Consider the following 23,657-nt stretch of genomic DNA (forward strand, 5'->3'; position numbering starts at 1 on the left):
GTCAGTTCACCCGCGCCGGTGCGTTGCGTGTGACCGCCCAGACCATCAGGCGTGCGATAGCGTTCACCACAATGGTTACCAGGAAGAGCGCGAGGCCGATCTCGATGAGGGCGCTAAGGTAAAGATCTCCAGTGGCCTCGGAGAACTCGTTGGCGATAACACTGGCCAGGGTGTACCCGGGAGCGAAGAGCGACTTACTGATATCGGGGTGATTGCCGATGACCATGGTGACAGCCATCGTCTCCCCGAGGGCACGACCGAGCCCCAGCATGACGGCTCCCACGATGCCGATCCGGGAGTTGCGCAGAACGCCGATGCGAATCATCTCCCAACGGGTGGCTCCCAGAGCAAGTACAGCCTCTCGCTGGCTATTGGGTACCGCGTTCATGATGTCGCGGGTCAGCGAGGAGATGATCGGAAGGATCATGATCGCGAGGATCATGCTGGCTGTCAGAAGGCCAACGCCGAAGTTGGTGCCTTCGAAGAAGCCGGTCCAGCCGAGCGTCTTATAGAGGAAGGGGCCGATGAGATCACGCATGAGCGGGACAAGGACGAAGACGGCCCAAAGACCATAGACGACGCTGGGAATGGCTGCCAGCAGTTCCGTGAGGAAGGAGATTGGGGCACGAAGAACGCGGGGGCACAGTTCCGTAAGAAAGATCGCTACTCCAAGTGCCAGTGGGACCGCCATACATAGAGCCAGCAGCGAAGTGGCGAGTGTGCCATAGATGAAGGGCAGCGCACCAAAGTCTCCAGAAACCGGATCCCACGCCTGGCGCGTGAAGAACTTCCAACCGAACTGGATGAGGCTCAACCGGGAGTGAACGACCAGAATGACGAAGATAAAGAGGACAATGGCGAAGATGCTGCACGCGCAGAGAAGCATAACCGCGGCGAAGCTATTATCAGCAAAGCTGCCGCTTCCCCGTTTGCTGAGGAAGTCTCGAATTGGAGACTGGGTTGCACCAACCGCAGTCGGCGTCGCATCCGCAGCAGATGCCACAGGAGGCGCTGGCAGGGGCGACGGTACAGGCAACGGAGAGCTTGATTCTCTTTCGGGAGTCATACGGGTAGAAGACACAATCCTATTTTTCCTGACGGTTGACTCTACGGATCGATTGTATCGAGCTTATTATCCTGAAACTGGGAGAAAAAAGATGCCGCACGGATCTCGAGGTGAAACCCGTGCGGCAGAGTAACTACTTTACGTTCGCGATGCTCTTGCGAACCATATCCTGCACCTGCTTGGGCAATGGAGCATAGGTCAGCGCAGCGGCTTCGGTTTCGCCATGGTCCAGCATCCAGCCCAGAAAATCGGCCAGCGCCTTTGCCTTGTTTGGATCGGTGGAGTGAGTTGGGATCAGCAGCCAAGTAAAGCTGGAGATCGGGTAGGAGTCGGCGCCTGCTGCGTTCGTGATGGAGACACGATAGTCGGCAGGCATTGTCTTGGCAGTGGCGGCGGCAGCAGCGGTCACACCGGCGGTCGACGCCTTGAGAAATCTACCTGAAGCATTGCGAACTGCGCCGAAGCTCATCTTGTTCGTCTCGGCGTAGATCAGCTCGACATAACCGAAAGAGTAAGGCGACTGGCGAACCATGCCGGCTACGCCCTCATTTCCCTTTTGGCCGATACCTGTCGGCCACTTGACCGAGGTGCTATGGCCTACTTTGTTCGACCAGTCAGGGCTCACCTTTGAGAGAAAGTCAGTGAAGATAAATGTTGTTCCACTTCCGTCCGAACGATAGACGGGCAGAATCGATTTGTCCGGCAGACTGACTCCCGGATTATCCTTTGCGATGCGCGCGTCGTTCCACTTGCTAATCTTGCCAAGATATATATCGGCAATGACGTCGGAAGAGAAGTTGAGTTCTTTGTTGACGCCCGGTAGATTGTAGACCGGTACCACTGCACCAAGGACTGTGGGGATGTGCATCACCTTGATCTTGGCATCCTTCAGCTGTTGATCGGTCATTGGTCCGTCGGTAGCGCCAAAATCGACGGTGCCTTCCGACACCTGGCGAATACCGCCGCCGGAGCCGATGGACTGATAGTTAATTTTCACGTCTGGGTGCAGCGCGCTGTATTCGCTAAACCACTTGGAGTAGATAGGATACGGGAAGGTCGCCCCGGCTCCGTTGATGTTCTGTGCGTTGGCTCCGATAGTTAAAAGCGCCAGTACGCCTGTTGCGATGACTTTCAGTTTCACTCGTCCCCCTAGGCTTAAGTGCATCGATCCATCAAACCAGTCAATACATCTCACAATGAGTGTGAGCGGGAATTGTTACGGGGAGGTTACATCGTAGTGAAAACGGCATTATTCCACTAAGTTCTGAGCTTTAGGGAGTGTGAATATAAAGTTGCTGCCGGCGTTGAGCTCGCTTTCGGCTCGAATCGATCCGCCGTGAGTCTGCACCATGTGTCGTGCAATGGCGAGTCCCAACCCGGTCCCGCCTGACTCTCTTGAACGCGCTTTGTCTACCCGATAGAAGCGCTCGAAGATGCGGCCGAGGTGTTCCGAGGCAATTCCGGGGCCAAAATCCCTCACACTGAACTCGACGGCCTCAATCGGATCCGACACGTCGCGGGACGAGACGATCACCTTGCAAACGGGTGCGTTCCTGGCCTGGCCGTACTTGATACCATTCTCAATGAGGTTGCTGAGAACCTGGAGGATCGCATCGGTGTCGGCGAAGACCTCGGCGGAGGAGATCTCACCAATCTCGAGGATCGATTCGGTGTCCTGTACGAGGCCGCTCATCGCCTGCACAGCATCGCGCACTAAAATGTCGGCTGGGATTGGGGCCGGGTGCAGCTCCTGCTCGGAGGATTCGACCCGTGCCATCACCAACAGATCTTCGGTCAGGCGATTCATTCGAGTTGCGTTCTTCAAGATGATGGTCAGAAACTCTCGCGCTGACTGACTGAGCGAAGCCTCGTGGTCAAGCAGTGTTTCAACGTAACCCGTAATCGACGTCAAGGGGGTACGCAGTTCGTGCGAAACATTAGCCACGAAGTCGCGCTGGGTTCGTTCGACCTGTTCGATGCGGGTAATGTCGTGAAGAACGGCCACGGCTCCGCCACCGGGCATCGGAGAGACGTTCACTTCAAAGATACGCCCCGGCAAAAGCGAGGTCGAGCGGCCATCGCTCACCACACGCTGTTCGAGGGCGGTCCGAACGCAATCCAGAATCTCCGGATCGCGGATCGTCTGGACCAGCGCGTGTCCGATACGGATCGCGCTGCTAAAGGAAGCACCTGGAATCAGCTTCTGCATCCGCTGATTGGTCCACTGAATGCGGCCTGCGGGATCGACAGCGACCACCGCATCCTGCATGCTGTCGATCATTGCTTCGAGTTCGTGTCGGCTTTCCGAGGCCTCGCTCAGCGAACGGTTCACCTGATCGGAGGAGACCGAAATGGCACGTGCCAGGCCATCGAAATCGCTGAACGAAGGTGTGATCTCTCCTACCTGGCGCTCTGGAATCGCCGCGGCCGAATTTTGCAGAAGCGTGACGTCTTGCCGAACCGAACGCGCCAGAGAGAAGGCACTGATACCGGCCCATGCGATAACAAGGACACCGGCGATTATCCAGCGGTGCGGGAGCGAGGAGAACCCTGCTAGCGCAACGAATACCAACGCGATCGCGATGCGAAGGAAGACCGAAAGAAAGACACCACGCCTCACGAGCCGCCCCCCTAGGCTTGTGCCGCCTTAGGAATCTCGAATCGATAGCCCGCGCCACGCATGGTCTTCAAATAGCGCGGTGTCTCGGCGTCGGCCTCGATCTTTTCGCGAATACGACGGACGTAAACGTCGACCGAACGAGGCGTCACAAAGCGGGCGTCGCCCCACACCGCGTCCAGAAGATGATCGCGACTAAAAACACGCCCGGGATGACGGGCGAGATAATCGAGAAGCCGAAACTCCGTAGCGGTCGTCGTTACCAGTTCGCCGTTCACGCGAAGCTGCATCGCGCTGGCGTCGATCTCCACATTCTCGAACTTCAGGACCGAAGGGGAACTCGGCCGCTCGAAGCGCCTTAGCACCGCTTTTACCCTGGCGACAAGCTCACGGGTGGCGAAGGGCTTGGTGATGTAATCGTCGGCGCCCATCTCCAGACCGTGGACGCGGTCGTTCTCAGCCGCGCGTGCCGTCAGGAAAATGATCGGAACCACGCTGAGGGTAGGATTCTGACGGAGCCGTCGGCATAGATCGAGACCGTCGCCACCGGGGACCATGATGTCCAACAGAAAAAGTGCAGGCGGCTGCCGTTCAGCATCGGCAAGTATCTGATTGATAGCAAGATAAGGGCGAACTGTAAAACCGGCGCTCTCCAGGTGGTACTGCACCAGGCGGGAGATATCCGCATCGTCTTCCAAAACAAAAATCGTCTGACTCACTTCGTAAACCCCTGTCAACTCGCGACTTGATTAACGTCAGGTTAGCGCACCCCGGACGGGGGATTGCTAACGTACGATGAATCGTCCACAGTAAACCGTATGAAGAGTACGTTCGTATACTCTAGAGTAATTCTACGGGTTGTAGATGGTCAGAACTCCATGAAACAGAACTCCAATCTCGTCCTTTGCGTGGATGACGAACGAATCGGGCTCGAGGTTCGGAAGATTTTGCTGGAACGCGCTGGATACCGAGTGTTGACTGCATCAGATGGACCGACCGGCCTTGCCATCTTCTCAACCGAGCCGGTCGAGGCGGTTGTGTTGGACTACTCCATGCCCGGCATGCACGGCGGCGAAATCGCCATCCAGATGCGTCAGACAAAGCCCCAGGTCCCCATCCTTTTGCTCTCCGCCTACATTGGTCTGGCTCCTGAGGTGACCTCTGTGGTGGATCTCTATATGACTAAGGGAGAAGGTGCGCCTGTTCTTCTGGAAAAACTAGGCAGCCTGCTGCAACCAATCAGTTGATCCAACCCGCGAAGGCAAGGCACGAGATGAGAGGACTGTGAATCTAAGTCAGTTCAATAACATTCTAAGGCAGGTGTTCATATTGCCTGTCGTGGCGTTGCTGGTGGTCGCCGGCGCGCTCTACGTCCAGATCCGTGGATCAAACGTAACGGTTAATTTGATCCAGGAATCTGATGCCCGAATCTCACAGGCGACCCTTCTTTCGAAACTGATTGTGGATGAGGAGTCCGGCCTGCGCGGATACGAAACAACCGGCGACACAAGGTTTCTGCAGCCCTTTTACGAGGCTGAGTCCCATCTGCAGAGCGAAATTCAAAACCTTGACAACATGGCCGGGGCCGACGCGGACCAGAAGCACGACATTGCAGACCTCCGAGACGAACACCAGACGTGGGAGGACGCGTTTGCCCTTCCCATTATCGCGACCGTTCGTGGAGGGGGACAGACCAGCGACGTCGATTTGAACCTGCATGGCAAGGTCTTGATGGACAATGTTCGTCACGACCTCACCGACATCATCCAGAAGGCTGAGGCCAGCCGCACCCGTCGAATCGCCCGGTGGCACCGTCAAGTCCATAGCCTGCTTCTCGTGTTGCTCGCGCTGGCTCTTGGAATGGGGGTCTTGATCGGCCTCTTTACCCGCAGCCGTCTCCATGCAGTCTCCGCAGCATACCGAGGTTCGCTTGACATCCTAGGCCGCCGCGCCGAAGAACTCTACCAATCCGAGCAGCAACTCCGGACCACTCTCGAATCGATTGGCGACGGAGTCATCACGTGCGATGCTGAAGGCCGCATCCAGATGATGAATCCCGTAGCAAGGGAGTTGACCGGCTGGAGTCAGACCGAGGCCGATGGACGACGACTCGAAGAGATCTTCCGCATCGTCAACGAGACGACGCGCGAACCGGTAGAAACACCCGTCGCGAAGGTGAGGCGACTCGACAGGATCGTCGGCATGGCGAACCATCACACCATTCTCCTGCGCAAGGACGGCACTGAACTCGATATCTCCGACAGCGGCGCGCCCATCCGCGACAAAGCTGGCAACACGATCGGCATCGTCCTCGTCTTTCGCGACATCACGATGGAACGTAAAACACAAGAGGCTCTGATCGCGAATGAGAAGCTGGCGGTTGCGGGTCGTCTCGCCGCCACCATCGCGCACGAGATCCATAACCCGCTCGACTCCGTCTCGAATCTGCTTTATCTCATGCGCAACGGCGCGTCTCCCGAGGAATCGGTCCACTTCATGGATATGGCCGAGCAGGAGTTGACGCGAGTCACTCAGATCAGCCGCGCCATGCTTGGGCTGTATCGCGAATCGAAGGCTCCTGTTGTGGTGGATCTCAAAGAGATGCTGGAGGAGATTCTCCTTCTGATGGAAAGACGACTCAGTGATCTCGGTGTGACGACGACAACAGAGATGCCCGAACCGATCGAAGTATGCGCCTTCCCTGCCGAACTGCGGCAGGTGTTCACCAACCTCATCACGAATGCGGCCGAAGCAGCCGGTCAGGGCGGGCAGGTAAAAGTCAGCATCGTACCGCAATGCGCAAGTGTCGGAGCAAATGGCCAGAAGCTGCAACCCGGGGCGATCATCTCGATAGCCGACAATGGAGTGGGCATTCCAGACGATGTACAGCCACACCTGTTCCAGCCTTTTTTTACCACGAAAGGAGAGCATGGAACTGGCCTCGGTCTTTGGGTCAGCCGCGGAATCATCAATAAACATGGGGGCTCGATCTCTATCTCCAGCGATACGAGCGACGCATCGCACGGCACCAGAGTCAGCGTCTTCCTCGCAACCGATCCCACTATCAATGCTGGCGGAGATTAGGCTTTCGGTCTAAGCCACGACACGAAAGCCGCCCCGGTTATTAGAGCGCACGCAACTCCTCTGACACAATCGCCGCGGCCTTGGTGCAAGCGACTCGATCGACATCGTAGTGCGTCACGAATCGCACCGAGTGGGGGCCGATGGCGCTGGCCAACACTCCTTTCTGCTTCAATGCAGCAACGAAGCCCACGGCATCGCCGCCGTTGGCCTGATCTGTGCCAAGCAGCTTGAAGATCACAATGTTGGTCTGCACCGCATCTAGATCGATCACCGCCTTACTGGGCTCCGACGCGACCGCATCTGCTAGAAGACGAGCATTCGAGTGATCTTCCTGCAAGCGCTTCGGCATCTCGTGCAAAGCGATCAGCCCGGCAGCGGCAATGATACCCGCCTGCCGCATGCCTCCACCCAAGGCTTTGCGATAGATCCGAGCCTCATCAATTGACTTCTTGCTGCCGAGCAGCATGGAACCGACCGGCGCGCCCAACCCCTTCGACAGACAGAACATGACGGTGTCGAATCCGCTGGTCAACTTCGCCACGCTAAGTCCCAGCGCAGTCGCTGCGTTAAACACTCTTGCCCCATCGAGATGGACTGGTAAGCCGACTTCGCGAGCGCCTGCCCATACTTCTTCGAGAACCGGCAACGGAGTTACCGTACCGCCGGCCATGTTGTGTGAGTTCTCCAGACTGATCAGCGCCGTTTGAGCGCGATAGTAGATTTTTGCGCCGATCGCAGGCTTGATGTGGTCCCACGTCAGGATGCCTCGCTCTGCTGCGACCGTACGTGCCTGGCAGCCCGAGAACGCGGCCATCATCGCCATTTCCCAGTCCAATACGTGCGACCGCGCTTCGCAGATAACCTCCTGCCCGTGACGCGTATGTAACCGAATCGCAATTTGATTTCCCATTGTTCCGGTCGGCACGAAGATGGAAGCCTCGCGACCAAAAACCTCCGCGGCATCTTTTTCCAGACGGTTGACAGTAGGGTCTTCACTATAGACATCGTCGCCGACCTCCGCGGAGGCCATCGCCTCGCGCATGGCTGCGGTGGGGCGGGTAACGGTGTCGCTGCGCAGATCGATCATGGTCTTCGTTCTCTCCTGTGATGATTGTTCTTTTTTATGCGGCGGTGGAAATCAACAGCCGGCTGAAGACTTCGTTGGAGACTAAGCGCCCACGCGGAGTCAACCGAATCCTTCCAGAGTCGAGTACCAGTAGACCTGCATCGCGAACCTCTATCAGGGCAGGCATCGTCTCCTCCAATAAGGTCTCACCAAACTGTCTCCGTAACGTGCCGAGATCGACCCCTTCATTCAACCGCAAGCCGAGGAAAAGTGCCTCCTCAAATGCCTCGCAATGCCCGACAACGTCGACCTGACCATCCGTCGCGTCCTGCTCTGACTCAAAAAGACGAAGCGGATTCGCAGCCGATCCTTGTCCGAGATAACGTTCCAGATCGCTGGTGTTGGCAAATCTCACGGCATCTGGACCAGCTAGCAGCATCGAGTGAGCATCGAGCCCAAAGCCGATGTAAGGCCGACGCTGCCAGTACTTCAGATTGTGACGGGACTGATGTCCAAGCCGTGCAAAGTTCGAGATCTCGTACTGTTGCACACCTGCATCCCGCAGCATGTCGCACGCATGCTGATACCACTCCGCAGCCTGATCCTCATCGGGCACAGCTGCAGCACTGTATCGACTTCCCTGCTCCAGCAGCTCTCGTCCCAGCCGCGAATCCTCATCTACTTCAAGCAAGTAGACACTGATATGTGGCGCACCACTTGCAATGGCCTGCTCCACGGAGTACTGCCAACTCTCCGCTGTCTGGTGCGGCAGTCCGGCGATCAAGTCAACATTGATCTCGCGAACCCCAACAGCTCTCACCCTCGCAATCTCCGCGTCGCACTGCTGTCGCGTATGCAACCGCCCGACCGCTGCCGTCTCCCGGTCAACAAACGACTGCACGCCAAAACTGATTCGGTTCATCCCCTGCCGCAATAGCTCGTCCAGGGTCTCAGCCGCGAGCTGCCCCGGAGCGCATTCCAGAGTGATCTCCGCATCAGCGTCGATGTCGAACTCACCGCCCAAATGCTGAAATATCTCCCGAAACTGTTGTGCCGAAAGCAGGCTAGGCGTTCCCCCGCCAAAGTAGAGCGTGTCCACAGCCCTGGGCAGCGACGCTCCAATTCTTTCGGCAGCCTCATGTGCCCCGCGAATCTCTCCGCAAAGGCGGTCCACATAATGCTGCATCCGTTCCGCGCCGAATACACCCGAAGCAAAGTTGCAGAATGTGCACTTTGCCTTGCAGAACGGAACCGAAATGTAGACGCCAACAGGGCCAGCCATTAGTACGAGATATCCTCCCTCCAATTGTTTCACGCTTGGTCCTTTCTCGTGGACGTAACTAAACAAGCGCAAGCGGCTCTAACGTTACAGAGGTTCAGTTCTATGCTGCAGATTCGCTCCTTCGCCACCTCCGTCCTTTCTCTTTTCTTCCTCGCCGCGCCGATCTCCGCTCTCTCGCAGGCTGCTCCGTCGAACCGCACGCCGGTTCTGGTGGAGCTCTTCACTTCTGAGGGTTGTTCCAGCTGTCCGCCCGCAGACGCCTTGCTCGCTAAGCTCGACCACGATCAACCCATTCAAAACGCCGAGATCATCGTGCTCGGCGAGCACGTCGACTACTGGGACAATCTCGGCTGGCACGACCGTTTCTCCTCACACCAGTACACCGAGCGTCAAAACCAATACAGCGCTCGCCTCGGCGTTGACGGTGTCTACACCCCGCAGATGATCGTCGACGGAACTGACCAGTTCGTCGGCAACGACAGCTCCCACGCCCACCGGTCGATCGCAAGCGCCGCACAGAAGGCCAAACTAAACCTATTGCTCTCCCGCCCCGTGGTAGACGCCCGAAAAATCTCAGCCTCCGTCTCGCTGCCTGCGTCCTCGGTATCTTCGTCGCGCGTCGAACTCTACGCCGCCCTGGTCGATCCGACGGACATCACTGACGTTCGCAACGGCGAAAATGGCGGTCGCAGGCTTCAGCACGTCGGTGTCGTACGGAACCTGCAGCGCATTGGATCTTTGAAAGACCTGGCGGCTGGCCCACTTAGCTTCAGCCTTAACGCTCCCGGAGACGCGAACGTTGTCAACATGCGCGTGGTGGTCTTCGCCCAGCTGAACGACCAAGGCACTGTACTGGGCGCAGTGGTGATAGACGTCAAACCCTAATGAACCCCGCACTTCCCGAATCTCTAGTCGCCCTTAAGCATCTAGAATAGAGATTGCAAATGGCCGACGAGCAGAAACCGAAGGATCCGAAGGAACAGCCCGCGAAAAAGCCGTCGCAAGACGATGAGGTCGCAGGCAAAGCCTACGACGCGCGCCTCATGCGACGCCTTCTGACATACCTCAAGCCCTACAAGCTACAGACCGGTCTCTCAGCTCTTACCATCTTTTTCAAGGCTTCGACGGATGTCATGGGACCATATCTGGTCAAGGTCGCCGTCGACACCTACATGACTGACACTCCGCCGGCGAAGCTCTCCTGGCTTGCGCGCCATCTCAGCTCACGCCCCATGACCGGCATCACGCAGATCGGCTGCCTTTACCTCGGGGCGCTCCTTCTCACCTACGTGCTGGAGTTCGCGCAGACTTACATGATGCAGTGGACCGGTCAGAAGATCATGTTCGATCTGCGCAGCCAGATCTTCCGTCACCTACAGCGAATGCAGCCCTCGTTCTTCGATCACAACCCCGTCGGTAAGCTCGTCACCCGCGTCACGTCGGACGTCGACGCACTCAACGAGATGTTCACCTCTGGCGTGCTCGCCATCTTCGAGGACATCTTCGTTCTCCTGTTCATCGTTCTCATCATGCTCCGGATGAGCTGGCCGCTCGCCTTGCTCGCGCTCTCGGTCATCCCGGCAATTCTCTACGTCACAAAAATCTTCCGCCGCCACGTTCGCGACAGCTACCGCCGCCAGCGAGCGGCAACGGCACGGATCAACTCCTTCACGCAGGAGTACGTCTCGGGCATGTCTATCGTGCAGCTCTTTAACCGCGAGCGCCGCGCCTTCAACGACTACTCCTCGGTCAACGCCGAGAACAAACAGGCGTGGACCGACGCCATCTTCGCCTACGCTGTTTACTACCCGGTCGTTGAGTTCCTTAGCTCGACCGCGATCGCGCTCGTCATCTGGCGCGGCGGCATCTCCGCGCTCCACTATCTCCAGGCAACGCAACTCCACGAACTGCAGCCTATTTTGCACGCTCTGCCAAAGGCTGGCAGCGTTGTGACTGTTGGCGTTCTCATCGCATTCATCCAGTACGCGCAGCGCTTCTTTCGGCCCATTCAGGATCTCAGCGAAAAGTACAACATACTGCAAGCGGCCATGGCAGCCAGCGAACGCGTCTTCAACCTGCTGGATACCCAGCCGACCATCATCTCGCCCGCCTCCCCAATCCTTGGTGATGACTCTGGCCGCGTCGAGTTCCGCAACGTCTGGTTCACCTACCAAAAACTTGATGAAGCACAATACACACGTGTAGCTGCAGCAACCGAAGATGAGCTCAACACCTTCGCCGACATTGAATGGATTCTTCGCGGCGTCAGCTTTACAGTCGAACCAGACGAAACCGCCGCCATCGTCGGCCACACCGGCGCTGGCAAGACAACTATCACCGGCCTCATGATGCGCTTCTATGACATTCAGCGCGGCAGCATCCTGGTCGATGGCGTCGACGTCCGCGAGCAAGACCTGAAGAAGCTCCGCCAGCGCTTCGGCGTCGTCCTGCAAGATCCATTTCTCTTCACCGGCACCATCGCCGACAACATCCGCCTCGGGTCTAAATGGATCACCGACGAACGCCTTGAGCTCGCCGCGGACGAGGTCAACATAGGCGACTTTATCCGATCGCTACCCTTGCAGTTTGCCGAACCAGTTCGCGAACGCGGCGCCACGCTCTCCACCGGCCAGAAGCAACTCATCAGCTTCGCCCGTGCCCTCGCCCATTCGCCCCGCATCCTCATCCTCGACGAGGCCACCTCCTCTGTCGATACCGACACCGAACTCCGGGTCCGCCTCGCCCTTTCCCGCATGATCACCGGACGCACCTCGATCCTCATCGCGCATCGTCTCTCCACGATTCAACGCGCCGACACCATCCTCGTCATGCACAAAGGCCAGCTCCGCGAACGCGGTACCCATCAGCAGCTTCTCACCGAACGCGGCCTGTACTGGAAGCTCTACCAACTCCAGTACAGGGATCAGGAGCTTGGCTCAGGAAGCGACTCGATTCCCCTCGAGCCCCTCAGCGCCGACTGACGTCCGCTCGTCTCGCCGCCCTCAAACAGTCCTCCACCAGCTTCCTCACACGCTTCTCCCGAGCCTCCGGACCCTGGTAGTAAAAGATCGCCAGCAGGCTGCTCATCCTCTGCGTCGGTGTCAATAGCTCCCACCCTCGATGCGCCATCGGCGCCCTGTGAAACGCCGCTTCCACCACAGGCGGTAGCACCTTCTCTCCCTCCATTGTCAGCAACATCCGCTCCGCCATCTGCTCCGCACGCCTCTGACGCGCCTCGGGACTTTTCACCGCATTTAGCCACTTGCCCACCTCGTACTGCATCGACTCACTCTGTTCCATGTACCACTTCGCCAACCTCTTCTCTCGCTTCAACAGCTTCTCGAACTGGGCAGTTGCCACCGGCTCACGCTGCTCGAGATCCGGTTCGATCGCAATCTCCACCATTGCTCCGACCTTCGCGCATGCGGCCTTCTGCATCTTCTTGTTCACCAGAACGAAATGGCCGCCCCGCACCGCATCGCCAAACAAAGAAGTTCGAAAGATTTCAGCCCCAATCTCCACCTTCACCCGCAGCCGCACCATCTTCTTCCATGCCTTCTCAACGTCGAACGGCAGCCGCACGATCACCCACCCCAGCCCGTTGTTGGCCGGCTCCAGCACCGCCTGAAACCTCTTCGTTGCACTTAAAACCATGCGAATTCCTCCAGAAAAATCTACACTGGATCCATCACCACGAACCCCAATCCGACCATCTTTCTCTCTGCGGGCGAAGCCAGTGGCGACCACTATGGCGCCCAGATCCTCTCCGAACTTCGCAGCCGCCACTCGAGCCTCATCGGCTTCGGGCTCGGAGGCAAGGAGTTGGAAGACGCCGGCCTAGACCGCATAGTCCGCGCCGAGGATGTCGCCCACATGGGCATCACCGAGGTCATCCGGCACATTCCTTACATCTATGGGGAGTATCGCCGTCTCGTCGCCGTCATCAAAAAGCGCCGTCCCGACGTCGCCATCCTCATCGATTTTCCTGACGTCAACCTCCGCCTTGCACGCGAACTGAAAAAACTGGGCGTTCCGGTCGTTTACTTCGTAAGCCCGCAACTCTGGGCCTGGAAGCGTCGCCGCCTTCGTTGGGTCCAGCAGCGCGTCGATCGCATGATGGTTATCTTTCCGTTTGAAGAAAAGTTCTACCGAGCCCGAGGAGTCGACGCCGCATTTGTCGGTCATCCCTTGGCTGAACTTCCCAGACCGACGGTCTCTCGAGAAGATTACGCCGCAGCCCATGGCCTCGACCCGGCCCGGCAGTGGATCGCACTCTTACCCGGCAGTCGCTGGAAAGAGATCACCGCCAATCTAGACGCCATGATCGAGCTGGCTCACCAACTCTCTTACGGGTTCGAGTTCCTATTGCCTGTAGCTGCCACTATCGATCGCCAAAAGCTTGAGGCCTATATCGCCGGCCCCGACGAGTGGTGGCCCGCGAAACCTGAGTCAGACCTGAAGCGCCTTCATCTTCACCTCGTGCCCGACGCTCGCGAGGCTCTTCACCATGCCCGCGCCAGTGTCGTCGCCAGCGGCACAGCCACGGTCCAGGCGGCAGTCATTGGAAACCCCTTTGTCGTTGTCTATCGCGTCTCCCCCGTCACCTTTCGGTTGGCAAAACAGCTCATCCATTACCCCCCGGAGATCCCCTCACAGACGGACGCCGACGGTAACCTTCCCATCGCCATGGTCAATCTCATCGCTGGCCGCCGCATCGTGCCAGAATTCCTGCAGGACCGCTTTACTGCCAAAAACGTGGCCGCGGCCCTGGCACCCCTACTTGCCGAAACCACTGAGCGCCAACAGATGATCGCCGACCTCGCGGAAGTCCGCCACATCCTCCGTCCAGACTTGAATTCAAGCCCTATACAGCAGGTTTGCGATGCCGTCGAGGAACTTTTGTCTCGAAAAATGCCCGCTGGTGGCCCAAACGTAACTGCAAGCGTCTAATCAATCGATCGCTGTACCATGATGTTTTGAGGAATCTTAGCCCGCATGTCCGCCCTCTTCCGCATCCTTCGAACGACACCCATGAGGGTGCTCTCTCTCTGTCTTCTCGCGACTGCAGCCTGGGCTGCGCCGGTAAAGCCTCAACTGCAGATCACCGGCTACCTGATCAGCGCCGACCTTGACCCCTCCGTCAACCGCCTCAGCGCTACCGTCGAGGTCACCTTCACCGCCCTTGAAGACCTCACAACACCCACCTTCGAGCTGAACAACGGCCTCCAAATCACCAAGGTCACCGACGCCCAGGGCCATTCTCTCGAATCCGAGCGCCTCACCAACAACAGTACCGTTCGCTTCACGCTCTCAACGCCTCTCGCAAAGGGCGCAAGCACCACATATCACTTCGAATACTCCGGGACCCTCAAAGGCGCCGACACTAGCCCGGTCGAAGGCATCAAGCTTGCCTCCGTCGAAGATCCCATCAGCATTCTTCTCTATGCCGGCCGCTGGTTCCCCATGACGGGCCTCTTCACCAATCGCTTCACCGCCGAAATGCACATCCGGGTCCCTTCGGACGAGCGCGTCGTAGGCTCTGGCAGCGGGGTCGCCGCATCAAAGAGCCTCCCCGGCAACCGCACGGAACATACCTTTAAGTGGGCCAAACCCGGCTTCCCCGGCACCATCATCGCGGGAAAGTTCCTTGAGCCCATAACCGCGGGCAACATGCGCGTCTATGTTACCGAAAAACACAAAGACCACGCCCACGACTTCGCCAGCTTGGGCGAGCGCGAATATCTCTTCATGTCCGGCACCTTCGGCCAACCCGAATCCACTCGCATGAACCTGGTCGAACTACCCGACGATGCCGTCTCCGCCGCCTGGGCCCCAGAGATAGCCGCCATCGCCGGCAACCGCATCGCTGCCCGCAACGAGCAGCGCCTGCTCTCCAATACCCTCGCCCACCAGTGGTGGGGCAGTCAGGTCTCACCCGCGACGATGAACGATGCTTGGATCACCAACGGCATGTCTCGCTACGCCGAACTGATGTACCTCGAGGACTCTTCCGGTAAAAACGCATTCCAGTCCGCCATCACTGATGTCTCTGCCGGCGCCTTGGCATATGACACCGAACCACTCACAACCATTGGTCGGCTTGACCCCTTCTCCCCGCAGTTCCAGTCCATGACCCTTGAGAAAGGCGCCATGGTCTTTCACATGCTTCGCTGGGAGATGGGCGACGAGGTCTTCACCAAATTTCTCCGTAGTATTCTTTCGCAGTACACCGACAAATCCGTCCACACCTCCAACGTTCAGACCATAGCCGAAAAGGAATCCAGCCTCCAGCTTGAGTCCTTCTTCGCCCAGTGGCTCGACGGAACCGGCGCCCCAGCCTTCGCCGACAAATACTCTGTCTTCCGTCTCGGAGACAACAAGGGCTTCCGCACCATAGGAGCCATCACTCAGGACCTTGACCTCTTTCGAATGCCGATCGAGCTCCGCATCGAAACCGACGGTAAAACGGAGATTCGCCGGGTCGACGTCTCCGGCTCCGACTCGCAATATTCCATCGAAACGTTCGGACGCCCCCGCCGCATCAGCATTGACCCTGACAACTGGTTGCTAAAAAGCACTCCGGATCTTGCCGTCCGCGTCGCCGTCCTCCGTGGTCAAGAGCAAGTCGCGCAGGGCGACCTCACAGCCGCACTCATCGAATATCAAAAGGCTCTCGACACCAACAAAAACAGCTCGCTCGCCGCTTACCGCATAGGCGAAATATTCTTCATGCAGCGCAACTACCAGTCCGCCGCCAACAGCTTCCGCGACGCACTCCGCGGCGACGGCGATCCCAAATGGGTAGAGGTCTGGAGCCACATCGAGCTGGCCCGCATCTTCGACTGCACCGGCCAGCGGGACCGTGCCGTCAACGAGTATCGTCTCGCAGTACAGAGCAACGACAACACCCAGGGCGCCGTCAACGAAGCACGCGCCTCCATGCAAGCTCCCTACAAATGTCAGCGTGGTGAAAACTAGCTACGCAATTCGTATGCCCAAAAACCGAGCGAATAACAGCGTCTGCGATGCATCGACCACCGCGCCCTTAATATCCTCTGCGTACAACTGGATTCCATCCACTACTGACCCTCGAAGATGCTCGTCGACAAGCTAGCTTTTACTCATCTCGACGTTCCGAAGATTACATCTGCGAAATCGAGCTCCGAGAGATCCGTTCCGTAGAAATCCGCGTCCTCGAAGTGGCAGGAATTGAGAGATTCTTGTCGACGAAAACGAGGCCCACTCGCTGAAAAGTCTCTCCTCTACTCGTACCTGAGCGCCTCAATCGGATCCAAAGCAGCTGCCTTCATCGCCGGAATCATCCCACTGATCGTTCCCACGATGATGAGAATTATCGTCGCCACCAAAACTGTGTTTGGAGAAATCAGCAGATGGATATCTCCAGCTTCCGCATTCGATGCAAGCGCACTATAGAACGTAATCCGCCCTACACTCTTTGCGACCGCATATGCCAGCGCAATGCCACCCACCCCGCCGACACCCGAAATCACGAGTGCTTCAGCCAGAAACTGCATCAGAATGTGTCGCTTCCTTGCTCCCAGTGCTTTCTCCACACCGATCTCTCGCGTTCTCTGCTGTACACTCACCAGCATGATGTTCATCAGACCTATTCCCGCGATTCCCAGTGTGAGCGCGCCGATAAAGGAAAGCAGCACCTGCAACCCCAGCGAAATAATTCGAAACTGCGTCAACTGCTCCATGATGTTCGCCACAAACACAGCGCGCCGGTCGCTCGGCCTGTAGCCATGTGCTATCGCAAGTGTCTTGCGCAGCGCCTCCTCAACCATCTTGGGGTCGCCCTTGTAGTCCAGCCAGATGCCGTCGAGATATTTGGTGTCCTTGATATCGCTCATCGTCGTCAGCGGCACGTTCACCTGACGGTTAATGTCGCTGTCATCGCCCTCCTGCATCTTCGGCGTCATCACCCCAACCACTTCAAAGCTCACACCATTTAGCCGGATCTTCTCGCCAATCGGGTATAGCCCCGAAAATAACTTTGTCTTAGCCTCCGAGCCGATTACCGTAACGTGCGCCCTTTGCTGCACATCGGCTTCAGTGATTGGACGCCCCGCGGCTAGATCGAGCCTCTGAATCGACTGCAGCTCCGGCGTAATTCCGGTCACATCCCAGCTAAAGCTATGCAAATCGTTCTGCACAGGCACGGTTTTATCCACCGTTGGGGCGACGCGCATCACCCCCGGCACCGTCTCCTGAATTCTCTCCACATCCTCCTGCGTGAGCCGAACCTGCACTCCCGCTTTCGAGCCGCCCGCCTGCTCGCTGGTCCGTCCTGGAAACACACCGATCATGTTCGTGCCAAACTGAGCAAAGATATTCTCGAACGCCTGCCCAAACCCGGCACCGTAAGCCAGCAGCAACACCACCGTTGCGATGCCCCACGCCATGCCCACAATCGTGATCGTCGTCCGTCGACGATTGTGTTTCATCGCCTCTATAGCCTGCCCCAGAATGTCACTCAGCATGGTCTTATTCCTTTCGCAGTGCTTCAACAGGAGCGAGCATTGCTGCCTGTCTCGCCGGATACAGTCCAGCCACGATGCCGCACAAGGTCAACGTCCCCATCGCCATCGCAGCCGACCAAGGCACCAATCGCGGCGGATCGAACCCCATATCATTATTTCCGACCACCGAACCGAGCGCCGCCATCAGAGCCGCGGCACCGATAATTCCAATCAGCCCACTCAGCGCCGTCAGCGTCAACCCCTCAAGAAAAAACTGGAAGAGAATGCTTCTATTCGTCGCGCCTAACGCCTTCCGCAGGCCAATCTCCTTCGTCCGCTCCGTCACCGTCACCAGCATGATGTTGATAATTCCCACAGCTCCCAACGCAAGCGTCACGATGCCGACCCCACCCAGAAACACATCCATCGCGGTAAAGATCAACCCTACCATGCGGTTCGATTTGATTGTGTCCCACTCCTCGAAACCCTCTTTGCGAGCAGGATCGAAGCCATGTCGCGTCGCGATGATCTTGTGGACCTCAGACTTTGCCGTTTCGTTCAACTCTTCTGTCAGTGGCTGGTATTGAATTTGAGAGATCGAGTCTTGCGGGATATTGTCTCCAGTAATCGGAAAGAACTCCTGCATCGTGGTCAGCGGAATGTAGATTCTCTGATTGGGCCCATCGTTGTTGCCGCGCCCTACTTTCTTTGCTACTCCGATCACTTGAAACCGATAGCCATTCAGTGTGATCACGGCGCCCAACGGAGGACGTCCCGGAAACAGGAGCCCAACCATTCTCTGTCCCAGCACAACTACCTGGCGTCGCTCAGTCAGATCCTGCTGATTCAAAAATCGTCCCTGCGCGATGGGCAGATTCGCGATCTGCGGATAGTTCAGTTCAACCCCCAACACCTGTCCGCCCGCACTCGAAAAATCACTTACCTGCTTCAGATCGCTGCGATTGATGATCGAGGTCACATTCCGAACGTCCGGGGCCTGTGCGCGAATCGCCGCCGCATCGCTCATCGTCAGCTTGTACGGCCGCATCCCCACATGCTGCTCCGGCAGCACCGGAATTGTTCCACCCCACATCATGATTACATCAGTGCCAAGCTCGGCGAGCCCTCTGCGCTGCCCCGAGCGAAATCCCTCACCCAGCCCAATCAGCAGCAACAGTGAGGCCACCCCCCAGGCAATGCCGAACATCGTCAGAAACGACCGCAGCTTGTTGGCACCAATCGACCGGAATACCTGAGCGAAGATATTGATTAGAGCGCGCATAGCGTTGGTTGGACGAAAACTCCCCGTAGTTGTCTACGCAGAGTTGCGCAAGCCAGTTCCCTTTCAGCAATGAATTAACATTGGCAATCTTCGCTCACACAGAAAGGGTTAACTGCAACAGAAGAGCAACCTACAGCGCTGCCGGAAGGACATTCTTAATCAGTGCAGGCTCGTCGGGATCCGCCTCCGCCTGTACCGCAAGTCCAAGCGTACAGAGAAACCGACGGACAGTCTCTACAATTGGCTTCAGCGCAGCCGCCGGATACAACACGCGTACCGCCGGAGCTACTACCGCATCACCTCGAACAAGATTGCCCCGCACTGCAACGCACCGTTCTGGCCTATAAACACAGGACGCCAGATCTGTAATACTCAGCGCATAGCTCGGCGTACACAAAATCGTCTTCGGCGGAGCCATCCGGTCGATCATGCTGAAGATCTCAAGCTTCGACTCCAGCTCATCGGGTACAAAGTCCACCGCGATATCGGCTGTGCGCACGGCATCTTCAACAGTCGAGGCCAACTCCAAACTTCCCGCAACAACGCGTTTGCTTAGGTCTGCGTACGCCGCCTCAGCCCGCCACAGATTGGCCGGCATGACATCTTCCAGCACAACATCGAACCCCGCGGCGGAACAGGCCAATGCGAAGCTGCGGCCAGCCACACCAGCCCCGATGATCGCAACCATGCGAATCTCGAGCGGCGGCTGGTCCGCAGCCTCCTTCATCATTTCTTGCTCGCGACTGCCGTGATCACGGACTCGTAGCTAGGCTCGGCTCCCCTGATATGGTCGGACACGCGCTGGCGTTCCTCCTCTGTCAGCGACGGCAGCACCGCGAGAATGCGGCGCAGCGTTACCGAAATGTCATCAACATAGTTCATGGTGCGGATTGCTTCGCCAGAGAGAGGCATGCTTTGGTGCTCCTGAGAATTAAGATACCCTCCCAGTCTAAACGTTCGCGCCCAGCTCTGCCCGTTTCGACCCCTCTTCCACCGGCTTTCCCGCCTCAATCCCCTCCGTTGGCTTCTCCCATCCATCGCGATCGGTCATCGCCATCAACTCCGCCAGTTGAGTCGCAAAATCCGAATGCACCGCCTTCAGGCCATACCGCCAGCTCCAGTTCCCCGCGCCAGCTGAAGGCGTATTCATCCTGGCTTCGCTGCCCAGGTGCAACACATCCTGCATGGGAAATACACAAAGATTCGCCACCGATCGAGCGGCCGCACGAATCATCGCCCAAACAATGTCTTCGTCGTGATCGATCTTTTGAAGATAGGTTTGCACGTTGGTACGCTCGACACCGCTCACATCATCCCGCCACCAGCCCAGCGTCGTGTTATTGTCATGCGTCCCGGTGTACACCACCGTATTTGGGACATACCGGTGGGGCAGATAGAGATGCGCCCCACGATCCGAGAACCCGAACTGTAGAATTCGCATACCCGGCATGCCAAAGTGCTCCCGCAGCTCGTCCACCTCGGGCGTAATGAGCCCAAGATCCTCGGCGACAAACGGTAGATCGCCAAACACCTCTTTCAGACGCTGAAACAGCTCATGCCCCGGAGCCTTGACCCACTGCCCATTGATTGCCGTCTCTTCCTCTGCGGGGATCGACCAGAACGCCTCGAACCCGCGAAAGTGGTCCAGCCGAATCACGTCATATAGTGTCAGCGATCGCCGAATTCGTGCCACCCACCAGTCGAATCCGCGCTCCTTCAGCAGACCCCACTTGTAAAGTGGATTTCCCCACCGCTGTCCGGTCACGGAAAAGTAGTCCGGCGGAACCCCCGACACCCGAACCGGCCTCAGTTCCTCATCCAGCTCGAACATCTCAGGATGCGTCCACACATCGGCACTGTCGTAGTTCACGAAGATTGCAACATCGCCCATGATACGAATCTTGCGTTCCGCACAATACCCCCGCAGACCGCACCACTGCTCATTGAAGAAAAACTGAACGACCTGTTCGATCGCGAGCTCGCGGGCGTGATCGTTCATCAACTTGCTCAATGCATCGCCGTTACGCCGCGCGTACTCCGCAGGCCACTCATGCCAGCTCCCGTACTCATGCATGCGCCGTAGTACGTTGAACATAGCGTAGTCCTGCAGCCACGAGCTATTGTGTTCGCAGAATCTCTGAAACTTCGCGCGTCTCTCATCCGGGGCATGATCCAGAAAATTACCAGCAGCCTCTTCAATCAGTGGCAGCTTCAGTCGGAACGCCGCGTCAAAGTCCGCAGGCCCATCATGCCCCGGCAACCCCACGATCCGCTCCCCGGCAATCCACCCGTCATGCACCAGCATCTCCAGGCTTATCAGCAGCGGATTCCCCGCAAACGCCGACAGTGCCGAATACGGAGAACTCCCGTATCCCGTCGGACTCAACGGCAACACCTGCCACATCCTCTGCTTCGCCGCCGCCAGAAAATCTACAAATGCGTACGCAGCCGGCCCAAAGTCCCCTATCCCACCGTACGAAGGCAGCGACGTCACATGCAGCAAAACTCCCGACAAACGTTCCTGATTGCTCACGTCCCCACTCATCCAGCCCCCTCTTACAACTCCAACTTATGATGCCAGAAACCGATAAGTCGGCGTCATGCAACAGTCTCCCCATGTGGCAACAGTGATAACGGCACAAAACACGAAGACGCCCGAGGGGCTCACTCGGGCGTCTGTCTCTCTTTGTTTCAGCGTGCAGCTAGTTTCCGGCTGGCAACCCCGGCTCCGCTTGCCTCTTCGAGAGCCGGACCGCGCCGCCCTTCTCGTACTTCTGGGTCAGCTCGCCGATGTACACACGGAAGATCTCCTCGCGCTGATCGTTGAGCAGCTTGTCCTTGGTTGCATTGAAGTTCTTCGCGATGTCGTCGGCAGTAGGCTCTTGCTTGTCGATCACACTGAGCACAACCCCAACCCGGCCTGCGTTGATCGGCCCCGAGATAGCTCCCTTCGGCAGCGAGAAAGCTACCGAACCTGCACCGCTCATCGCGCCAAGATCCGGTACCTGACCATCCTTGCCGACGAGATCGCTCGTCTTGAGTGGAACGTTCATCTCTGCCGCGGCCTTCTTCAGATCGTTCAGCACCTTCGCCCGTTCGTCCAGTTTGTTCAACTGGGCACTCAACAACTGAGGCACCTGCTGTTCGCGATAGTCCTCAAGAATGTGCGATTTGTAATCCGCAAACTCCGGGGCATGCGCGGGCTTCACATCGGTTACCTGGAATACCGCGAAGCCATCGCCTGTAGCAACCGGAGCGGGATCCGCACCCTTAACCACGGAGAACGCCTGCGTCAGCAACGCCGAACCATCAGCCAGCCCAGCGATGACCCCATCTTTGGCAACATAATCAGTCGTCACCGCGTGCAGTCCCTTGGACGCAGCTGCCTTCTCCAAGCCATTTTTCTTCGCATCCGCGGCCAGCGCCGAAGCAAATGTCTGCTCTGCTGCACCTGCCCTCTGCTGCTCGAGCACCGGCACGATCTCCGGCTTTACTTCGTCCAGCGGACGGAGATGCGCCGTCTTCTTTTCCTCCACTTGCAGGATGTGATAGCCGAACTGCGTCTTAATCAGGTCCGAGGTCTGTCCCGGTGCGAGTGTGAATGCAGCCTTATCAAACTCCGGTACCGTCTTACCGCGATCCAGCCATCCCAGTTCGCCGCCCTGCGTCTTGCTACCTGGGTCGTCCGAATTCTTGCTCGCGAGATCCGCGAAGTTTCCGCCGCTCTTGATCTGCTTTAGAATATCTTCGGCCTTCGCCTTTGCAGCGGCATCTGTCTTCGCATCCGAGCCGGCAGGGACGGCGATCAGGATATGGCGAACCTGCACCTGTTCCTTTACCTGGTATTGGTCCTTATGCGCGGTGTAGTAAGCCAACACGTCCGCATCCGAGATCTGCGGCTTACCGCCAGGGAGATTCGAGGTGTCGAACGAAACATACTCAATCTTCCGCGTCTCAGGAACTGCGTTCGCATAACGCGCCGCGTTTGTCTTGAAGAATGCCTGCAACTCCGAGTCCGACGGGTTGATCGTCTTACGCACATCATCCGACGAGATCACAGCGTAGTCGAACTTCACTTTGGTCCCATCGACTTTGTAGGCTTCGCGCACTGCGTTATCCGAGACCGAAACTCCTCCCGTGATCAGCGCCTGGAGGCGGTTCAGCTCCATATCGCTCTTCACCTGCGACTCAAAATCGCCACGAGTGGTCTGGAAGGCGCTCTGTACGAAGTTGATGTAGGCGTCATCGCCAATGTATTGGCCGTTGGGAAAGAGATACTGAGCAAACGGTCCTGTCTGCAGTTCGCGGCGGAGATCTTCGTCGCTCACCTGCAGGTTCATCCTGTCCGCCTCATGCTTCAAAATCGCGCGCTGCACCAGGATCTGCCCCGCTCGCGGCAAGAAGTACGGTAGCAACGCATCAGGAAAATGCTGTTGCTGCAGCTGCCGGCTCGCCAGCTGATTTACTTCGACGGTCTTGATCGGCGTGCTCTCCCCAAAGACACGCCCGAAGACGCCAGGCTGTTTGACAGTCGCGTAGACAGACGCGTCGTTGGTCGTGGCGTTGTCAAAGATGCCGGGCACCAGCGTAATCACCATCGTGATCACGGCAAATCCAATAATGACGGCGAAGATAATCTTCGTGATGCGGTTGTCCTGCTGCAGAATACGAATCATGCTTGACTAAAACCTTCACTTCGCGCGAGAGCCGTTTCCTCCTCGGAAATGGCTGCGTGCCCGGGATTTTGCGTGACCTTGCGGGGAGGTCTGTCGACCAA

At 57.6% G+C, this 23,657-nt stretch carries 19 protein-coding genes and 1 pseudogene; 6 read left to right on the forward strand and 14 right to left on the reverse strand.

Annotation, left to right across the window (positions count from 1 at the left end; genetic code table 11):
* Window position 1 precedes the first annotated feature (1 nt).
* The 4 genes from pstC to RBB81_RS18080 form a co-directional block, all read right to left on the reverse strand.
* The gene (gene pstC, locus RBB81_RS18065) at window positions 2-1,066 is read right to left on the reverse strand and encodes a phosphate ABC transporter permease subunit PstC (RefSeq protein ID WP_179586902.1); all 1,065 of its coding nucleotides are present in this window, start codon (window positions 1,064-1,066) and stop codon (window positions 2-4) included.
* 133 nt (window positions 1,067-1,199) lie between these two features.
* A complete protein-coding gene (gene pstS / locus RBB81_RS18070; protein ID WP_179584357.1) occupies window positions 1,200-2,207 on the reverse strand; it encodes a phosphate ABC transporter substrate-binding protein PstS in 1,008 nt (335 codons plus the stop codon).
* A 108-nt stretch (window positions 2,208-2,315) separates the two neighbouring features.
* Window positions 2,316-3,686: a sensor histidine kinase gene (locus RBB81_RS18075; RefSeq protein WP_353071595.1), complete on the reverse strand. Its 1,371-nt coding sequence runs from the start codon at window positions 3,684-3,686 to the stop codon at window positions 2,316-2,318.
* Window positions 3,687-3,697: 11 nt separating this feature from the next.
* The gene (locus RBB81_RS18080; RefSeq protein WP_179584361.1) at window positions 3,698-4,402 is read right to left on the reverse strand and encodes a winged helix-turn-helix domain-containing protein; all 705 of its coding nucleotides are present in this window, start codon (window positions 4,400-4,402) and stop codon (window positions 3,698-3,700) included.
* A 159-nt stretch (window positions 4,403-4,561) separates the two neighbouring features.
* Here RBB81_RS18080 and RBB81_RS18085 point away from each other — a divergent pair, with 159 nt between their 5' ends.
* Together RBB81_RS18085 and RBB81_RS18090 are read left to right on the forward strand one after the other, a co-directional pair.
* Entirely contained in the window at window positions 4,562-4,930 is a 369-nt protein-coding gene (locus RBB81_RS18085; protein WP_179584363.1) for a response regulator transcription factor, read from the forward strand.
* A gap of 37 nt (window positions 4,931-4,967) precedes the next feature.
* Complete coding sequence (locus tag RBB81_RS18090) at window positions 4,968-6,767, forward strand: ATP-binding protein (protein WP_353071596.1); 1,800 nt, start codon at window positions 4,968-4,970, stop codon at window positions 6,765-6,767.
* A gap of 40 nt (window positions 6,768-6,807) precedes the next feature.
* On the opposite strand, the gene RBB81_RS18095 is transcribed toward RBB81_RS18090, so the two are convergent.
* Together RBB81_RS18095 and hemW are read right to left on the reverse strand one after the other, a co-directional pair.
* Window positions 6,808-7,854 carry a threonine aldolase family protein gene (locus RBB81_RS18095; protein ID WP_353071597.1) on the reverse strand — a complete coding sequence of 349 codons (1,047 nt, stop codon included), beginning with the start codon at window positions 7,852-7,854 and terminating at the stop codon, window positions 6,808-6,810.
* A gap of 34 nt (window positions 7,855-7,888) precedes the next feature.
* Window positions 7,889-9,115 carry a radical SAM family heme chaperone HemW gene (hemW, locus tag RBB81_RS18100; protein WP_353071598.1) on the reverse strand — a complete coding sequence of 409 codons (1,227 nt, stop codon included), beginning with the start codon at window positions 9,113-9,115 and terminating at the stop codon, window positions 7,889-7,891.
* Between the two features lie 102 nt (window positions 9,116-9,217).
* Here hemW and RBB81_RS18105 point away from each other — a divergent pair, with 102 nt between their 5' ends.
* The gene (locus tag RBB81_RS18105; protein WP_179584371.1) at window positions 9,218-10,000 is read left to right on the forward strand and encodes a DUF1223 domain-containing protein; all 783 of its coding nucleotides are present in this window, start codon (window positions 9,218-9,220) and stop codon (window positions 9,998-10,000) included.
* A gap of 59 nt (window positions 10,001-10,059) precedes the next feature.
* Complete coding sequence (locus tag RBB81_RS18110; protein WP_179584373.1) at window positions 10,060-12,096, forward strand: ABC transporter ATP-binding protein; 2,037 nt, start codon at window positions 10,060-10,062, stop codon at window positions 12,094-12,096.
* Here the strand turns inward: RBB81_RS18110 and RBB81_RS18115 are convergent.
* Window positions 12,083-12,769 carry a YdeI/OmpD-associated family protein gene (locus RBB81_RS18115; protein ID WP_353071599.1) on the reverse strand — a complete coding sequence of 229 codons (687 nt, stop codon included), beginning with the start codon at window positions 12,767-12,769 and terminating at the stop codon, window positions 12,083-12,085. The genes RBB81_RS18110 and RBB81_RS18115 overlap by 14 nt on opposite strands.
* A 57-nt stretch (window positions 12,770-12,826) precedes the next feature.
* Here RBB81_RS18115 and lpxB point away from each other — a divergent pair, with 57 nt between their 5' ends.
* Together lpxB and RBB81_RS18125 are read left to right on the forward strand one after the other, a co-directional pair.
* A complete protein-coding gene (gene lpxB, locus RBB81_RS18120) occupies window positions 12,827-14,065 on the forward strand; it encodes a lipid-A-disaccharide synthase (RefSeq protein ID WP_353073949.1) in 1,239 nt (412 codons plus the stop codon).
* Between the two features lie 45 nt (window positions 14,066-14,110).
* Window positions 14,111-16,093 carry a M1 family aminopeptidase gene (locus RBB81_RS18125; RefSeq protein WP_353071600.1) on the forward strand — a complete coding sequence of 661 codons (1,983 nt, stop codon included), beginning with the start codon at window positions 14,111-14,113 and terminating at the stop codon, window positions 16,091-16,093.
* Window positions 16,094-16,236: 143 nt separating this feature from the next.
* Here the strand turns inward: RBB81_RS18125 and RBB81_RS23510 are convergent.
* From RBB81_RS23510 to RBB81_RS18155, 7 genes and pseudogenes are all read right to left on the reverse strand, one after another.
* Window positions 16,237-16,293, reverse strand: a pseudogene (locus tag RBB81_RS23510) (hypothetical protein); the annotation flags it as partial.
* Window positions 16,294-16,377: 84 nt separating this feature from the next.
* Window positions 16,378-17,619, reverse strand: coding sequence for an ABC transporter permease (locus tag RBB81_RS18130; RefSeq protein WP_179584379.1), 1,242 nt, complete (start codon window positions 17,617-17,619; stop codon window positions 16,378-16,380).
* A gap of 4 nt (window positions 17,620-17,623) precedes the next feature.
* Complete coding sequence (locus RBB81_RS18135) at window positions 17,624-18,880, reverse strand: ABC transporter permease (protein WP_179584381.1); 1,257 nt, start codon at window positions 18,878-18,880, stop codon at window positions 17,624-17,626.
* Between the two features lie 130 nt (window positions 18,881-19,010).
* A complete protein-coding gene (locus tag RBB81_RS18140) occupies window positions 19,011-19,610 on the reverse strand; it encodes a 3-hydroxyacyl-CoA dehydrogenase NAD-binding domain-containing protein (protein ID WP_353071601.1) in 600 nt (199 codons plus the stop codon).
* Entirely contained in the window at window positions 19,607-19,792 is a 186-nt protein-coding gene (locus RBB81_RS18145) for a hypothetical protein (protein ID WP_179584385.1), read from the reverse strand. The genes RBB81_RS18140 and RBB81_RS18145 overlap by 4 nt, the downstream gene beginning before the upstream one ends.
* A gap of 37 nt (window positions 19,793-19,829) precedes the next feature.
* Window positions 19,830-21,425: a 4-alpha-glucanotransferase gene (malQ, locus tag RBB81_RS18150; RefSeq protein ID WP_179584387.1), complete on the reverse strand. Its 1,596-nt coding sequence runs from the start codon at window positions 21,423-21,425 to the stop codon at window positions 19,830-19,832.
* A 157-nt stretch (window positions 21,426-21,582) separates the two neighbouring features.
* Window positions 21,583-23,556, reverse strand: a complete 1,974-nt coding sequence (locus tag RBB81_RS18155; RefSeq protein ID WP_353071602.1) for a peptidylprolyl isomerase — start codon at window positions 23,554-23,556, stop codon at window positions 21,583-21,585.
* Window positions 23,557-23,657 lie beyond the last annotated feature (101 nt).

It is taken from the genome of Tunturibacter gelidoferens, from assembly GCF_040358255.1.
Taxonomy (GTDB): Bacteria; Acidobacteriota; Terriglobia; order Terriglobales; family Acidobacteriaceae; genus Edaphobacter; species Edaphobacter gelidiferens.

What these genes read in the sequence shown, in the direction of transcription:
- pstC (WP_179586902.1), bottom strand. Translation starts at nt 1,066, where the DNA reads ATGACTCCCGAAAGAGAATCAAGCTCTCCGTTGCCTGTACCGTCGCCC.
- RBB81_RS18085 (WP_179584363.1), top strand. Translation starts at nt 4,562, where the DNA reads ATGAAACAGAACTCCAATCTCGTCCTTTGCGTGGATGACGAACGAATC.
- RBB81_RS18095 (WP_353071597.1), bottom strand. Translation starts at nt 7,854, where the DNA reads ATGATCGATCTGCGCAGCGACACCGTTACCCGCCCCACCGCAGCCATG.
- hemW (WP_353071598.1), bottom strand. Translation starts at nt 9,115, where the DNA reads ATGGCTGGCCCTGTTGGCGTCTACATTTCGGTTCCGTTCTGCAAGGCA.
- RBB81_RS18105 (WP_179584371.1), top strand. Translation starts at nt 9,218, where the DNA reads ATGCTGCAGATTCGCTCCTTCGCCACCTCCGTCCTTTCTCTTTTCTTC.
- RBB81_RS18110 (WP_179584373.1), top strand. Translation starts at nt 10,060, where the DNA reads ATGGCCGACGAGCAGAAACCGAAGGATCCGAAGGAACAGCCCGCGAAA.
- RBB81_RS18115 (WP_353071599.1), bottom strand. Translation starts at nt 12,769, where the DNA reads ATGGTTTTAAGTGCAACGAAGAGGTTTCAGGCGGTGCTGGAGCCGGCC.
- RBB81_RS18125 (WP_353071600.1), top strand. Translation starts at nt 14,111, where the DNA reads ATGTCCGCCCTCTTCCGCATCCTTCGAACGACACCCATGAGGGTGCTC.
- RBB81_RS18130 (WP_179584379.1), bottom strand. Translation starts at nt 17,619, where the DNA reads ATGCTGAGTGACATTCTGGGGCAGGCTATAGAGGCGATGAAACACAAT.
- RBB81_RS18135 (WP_179584381.1), bottom strand. Translation starts at nt 18,880, where the DNA reads ATGCGCGCTCTAATCAATATCTTCGCTCAGGTATTCCGGTCGATTGGT.
- RBB81_RS18140 (WP_353071601.1), bottom strand. Translation starts at nt 19,610, where the DNA reads ATGATGAAGGAGGCTGCGGACCAGCCGCCGCTCGAGATTCGCATGGTT.
- RBB81_RS18145 (WP_179584385.1), bottom strand. Translation starts at nt 19,792, where the DNA reads ATGCCTCTCTCTGGCGAAGCAATCCGCACCATGAACTATGTTGATGAC.
- malQ (WP_179584387.1), bottom strand. Translation starts at nt 21,425, where the DNA reads ATGAGTGGGGACGTGAGCAATCAGGAACGTTTGTCGGGAGTTTTGCTG.
- RBB81_RS18155 (WP_353071602.1), bottom strand. Translation starts at nt 23,556, where the DNA reads ATGATTCGTATTCTGCAGCAGGACAACCGCATCACGAAGATTATCTTC.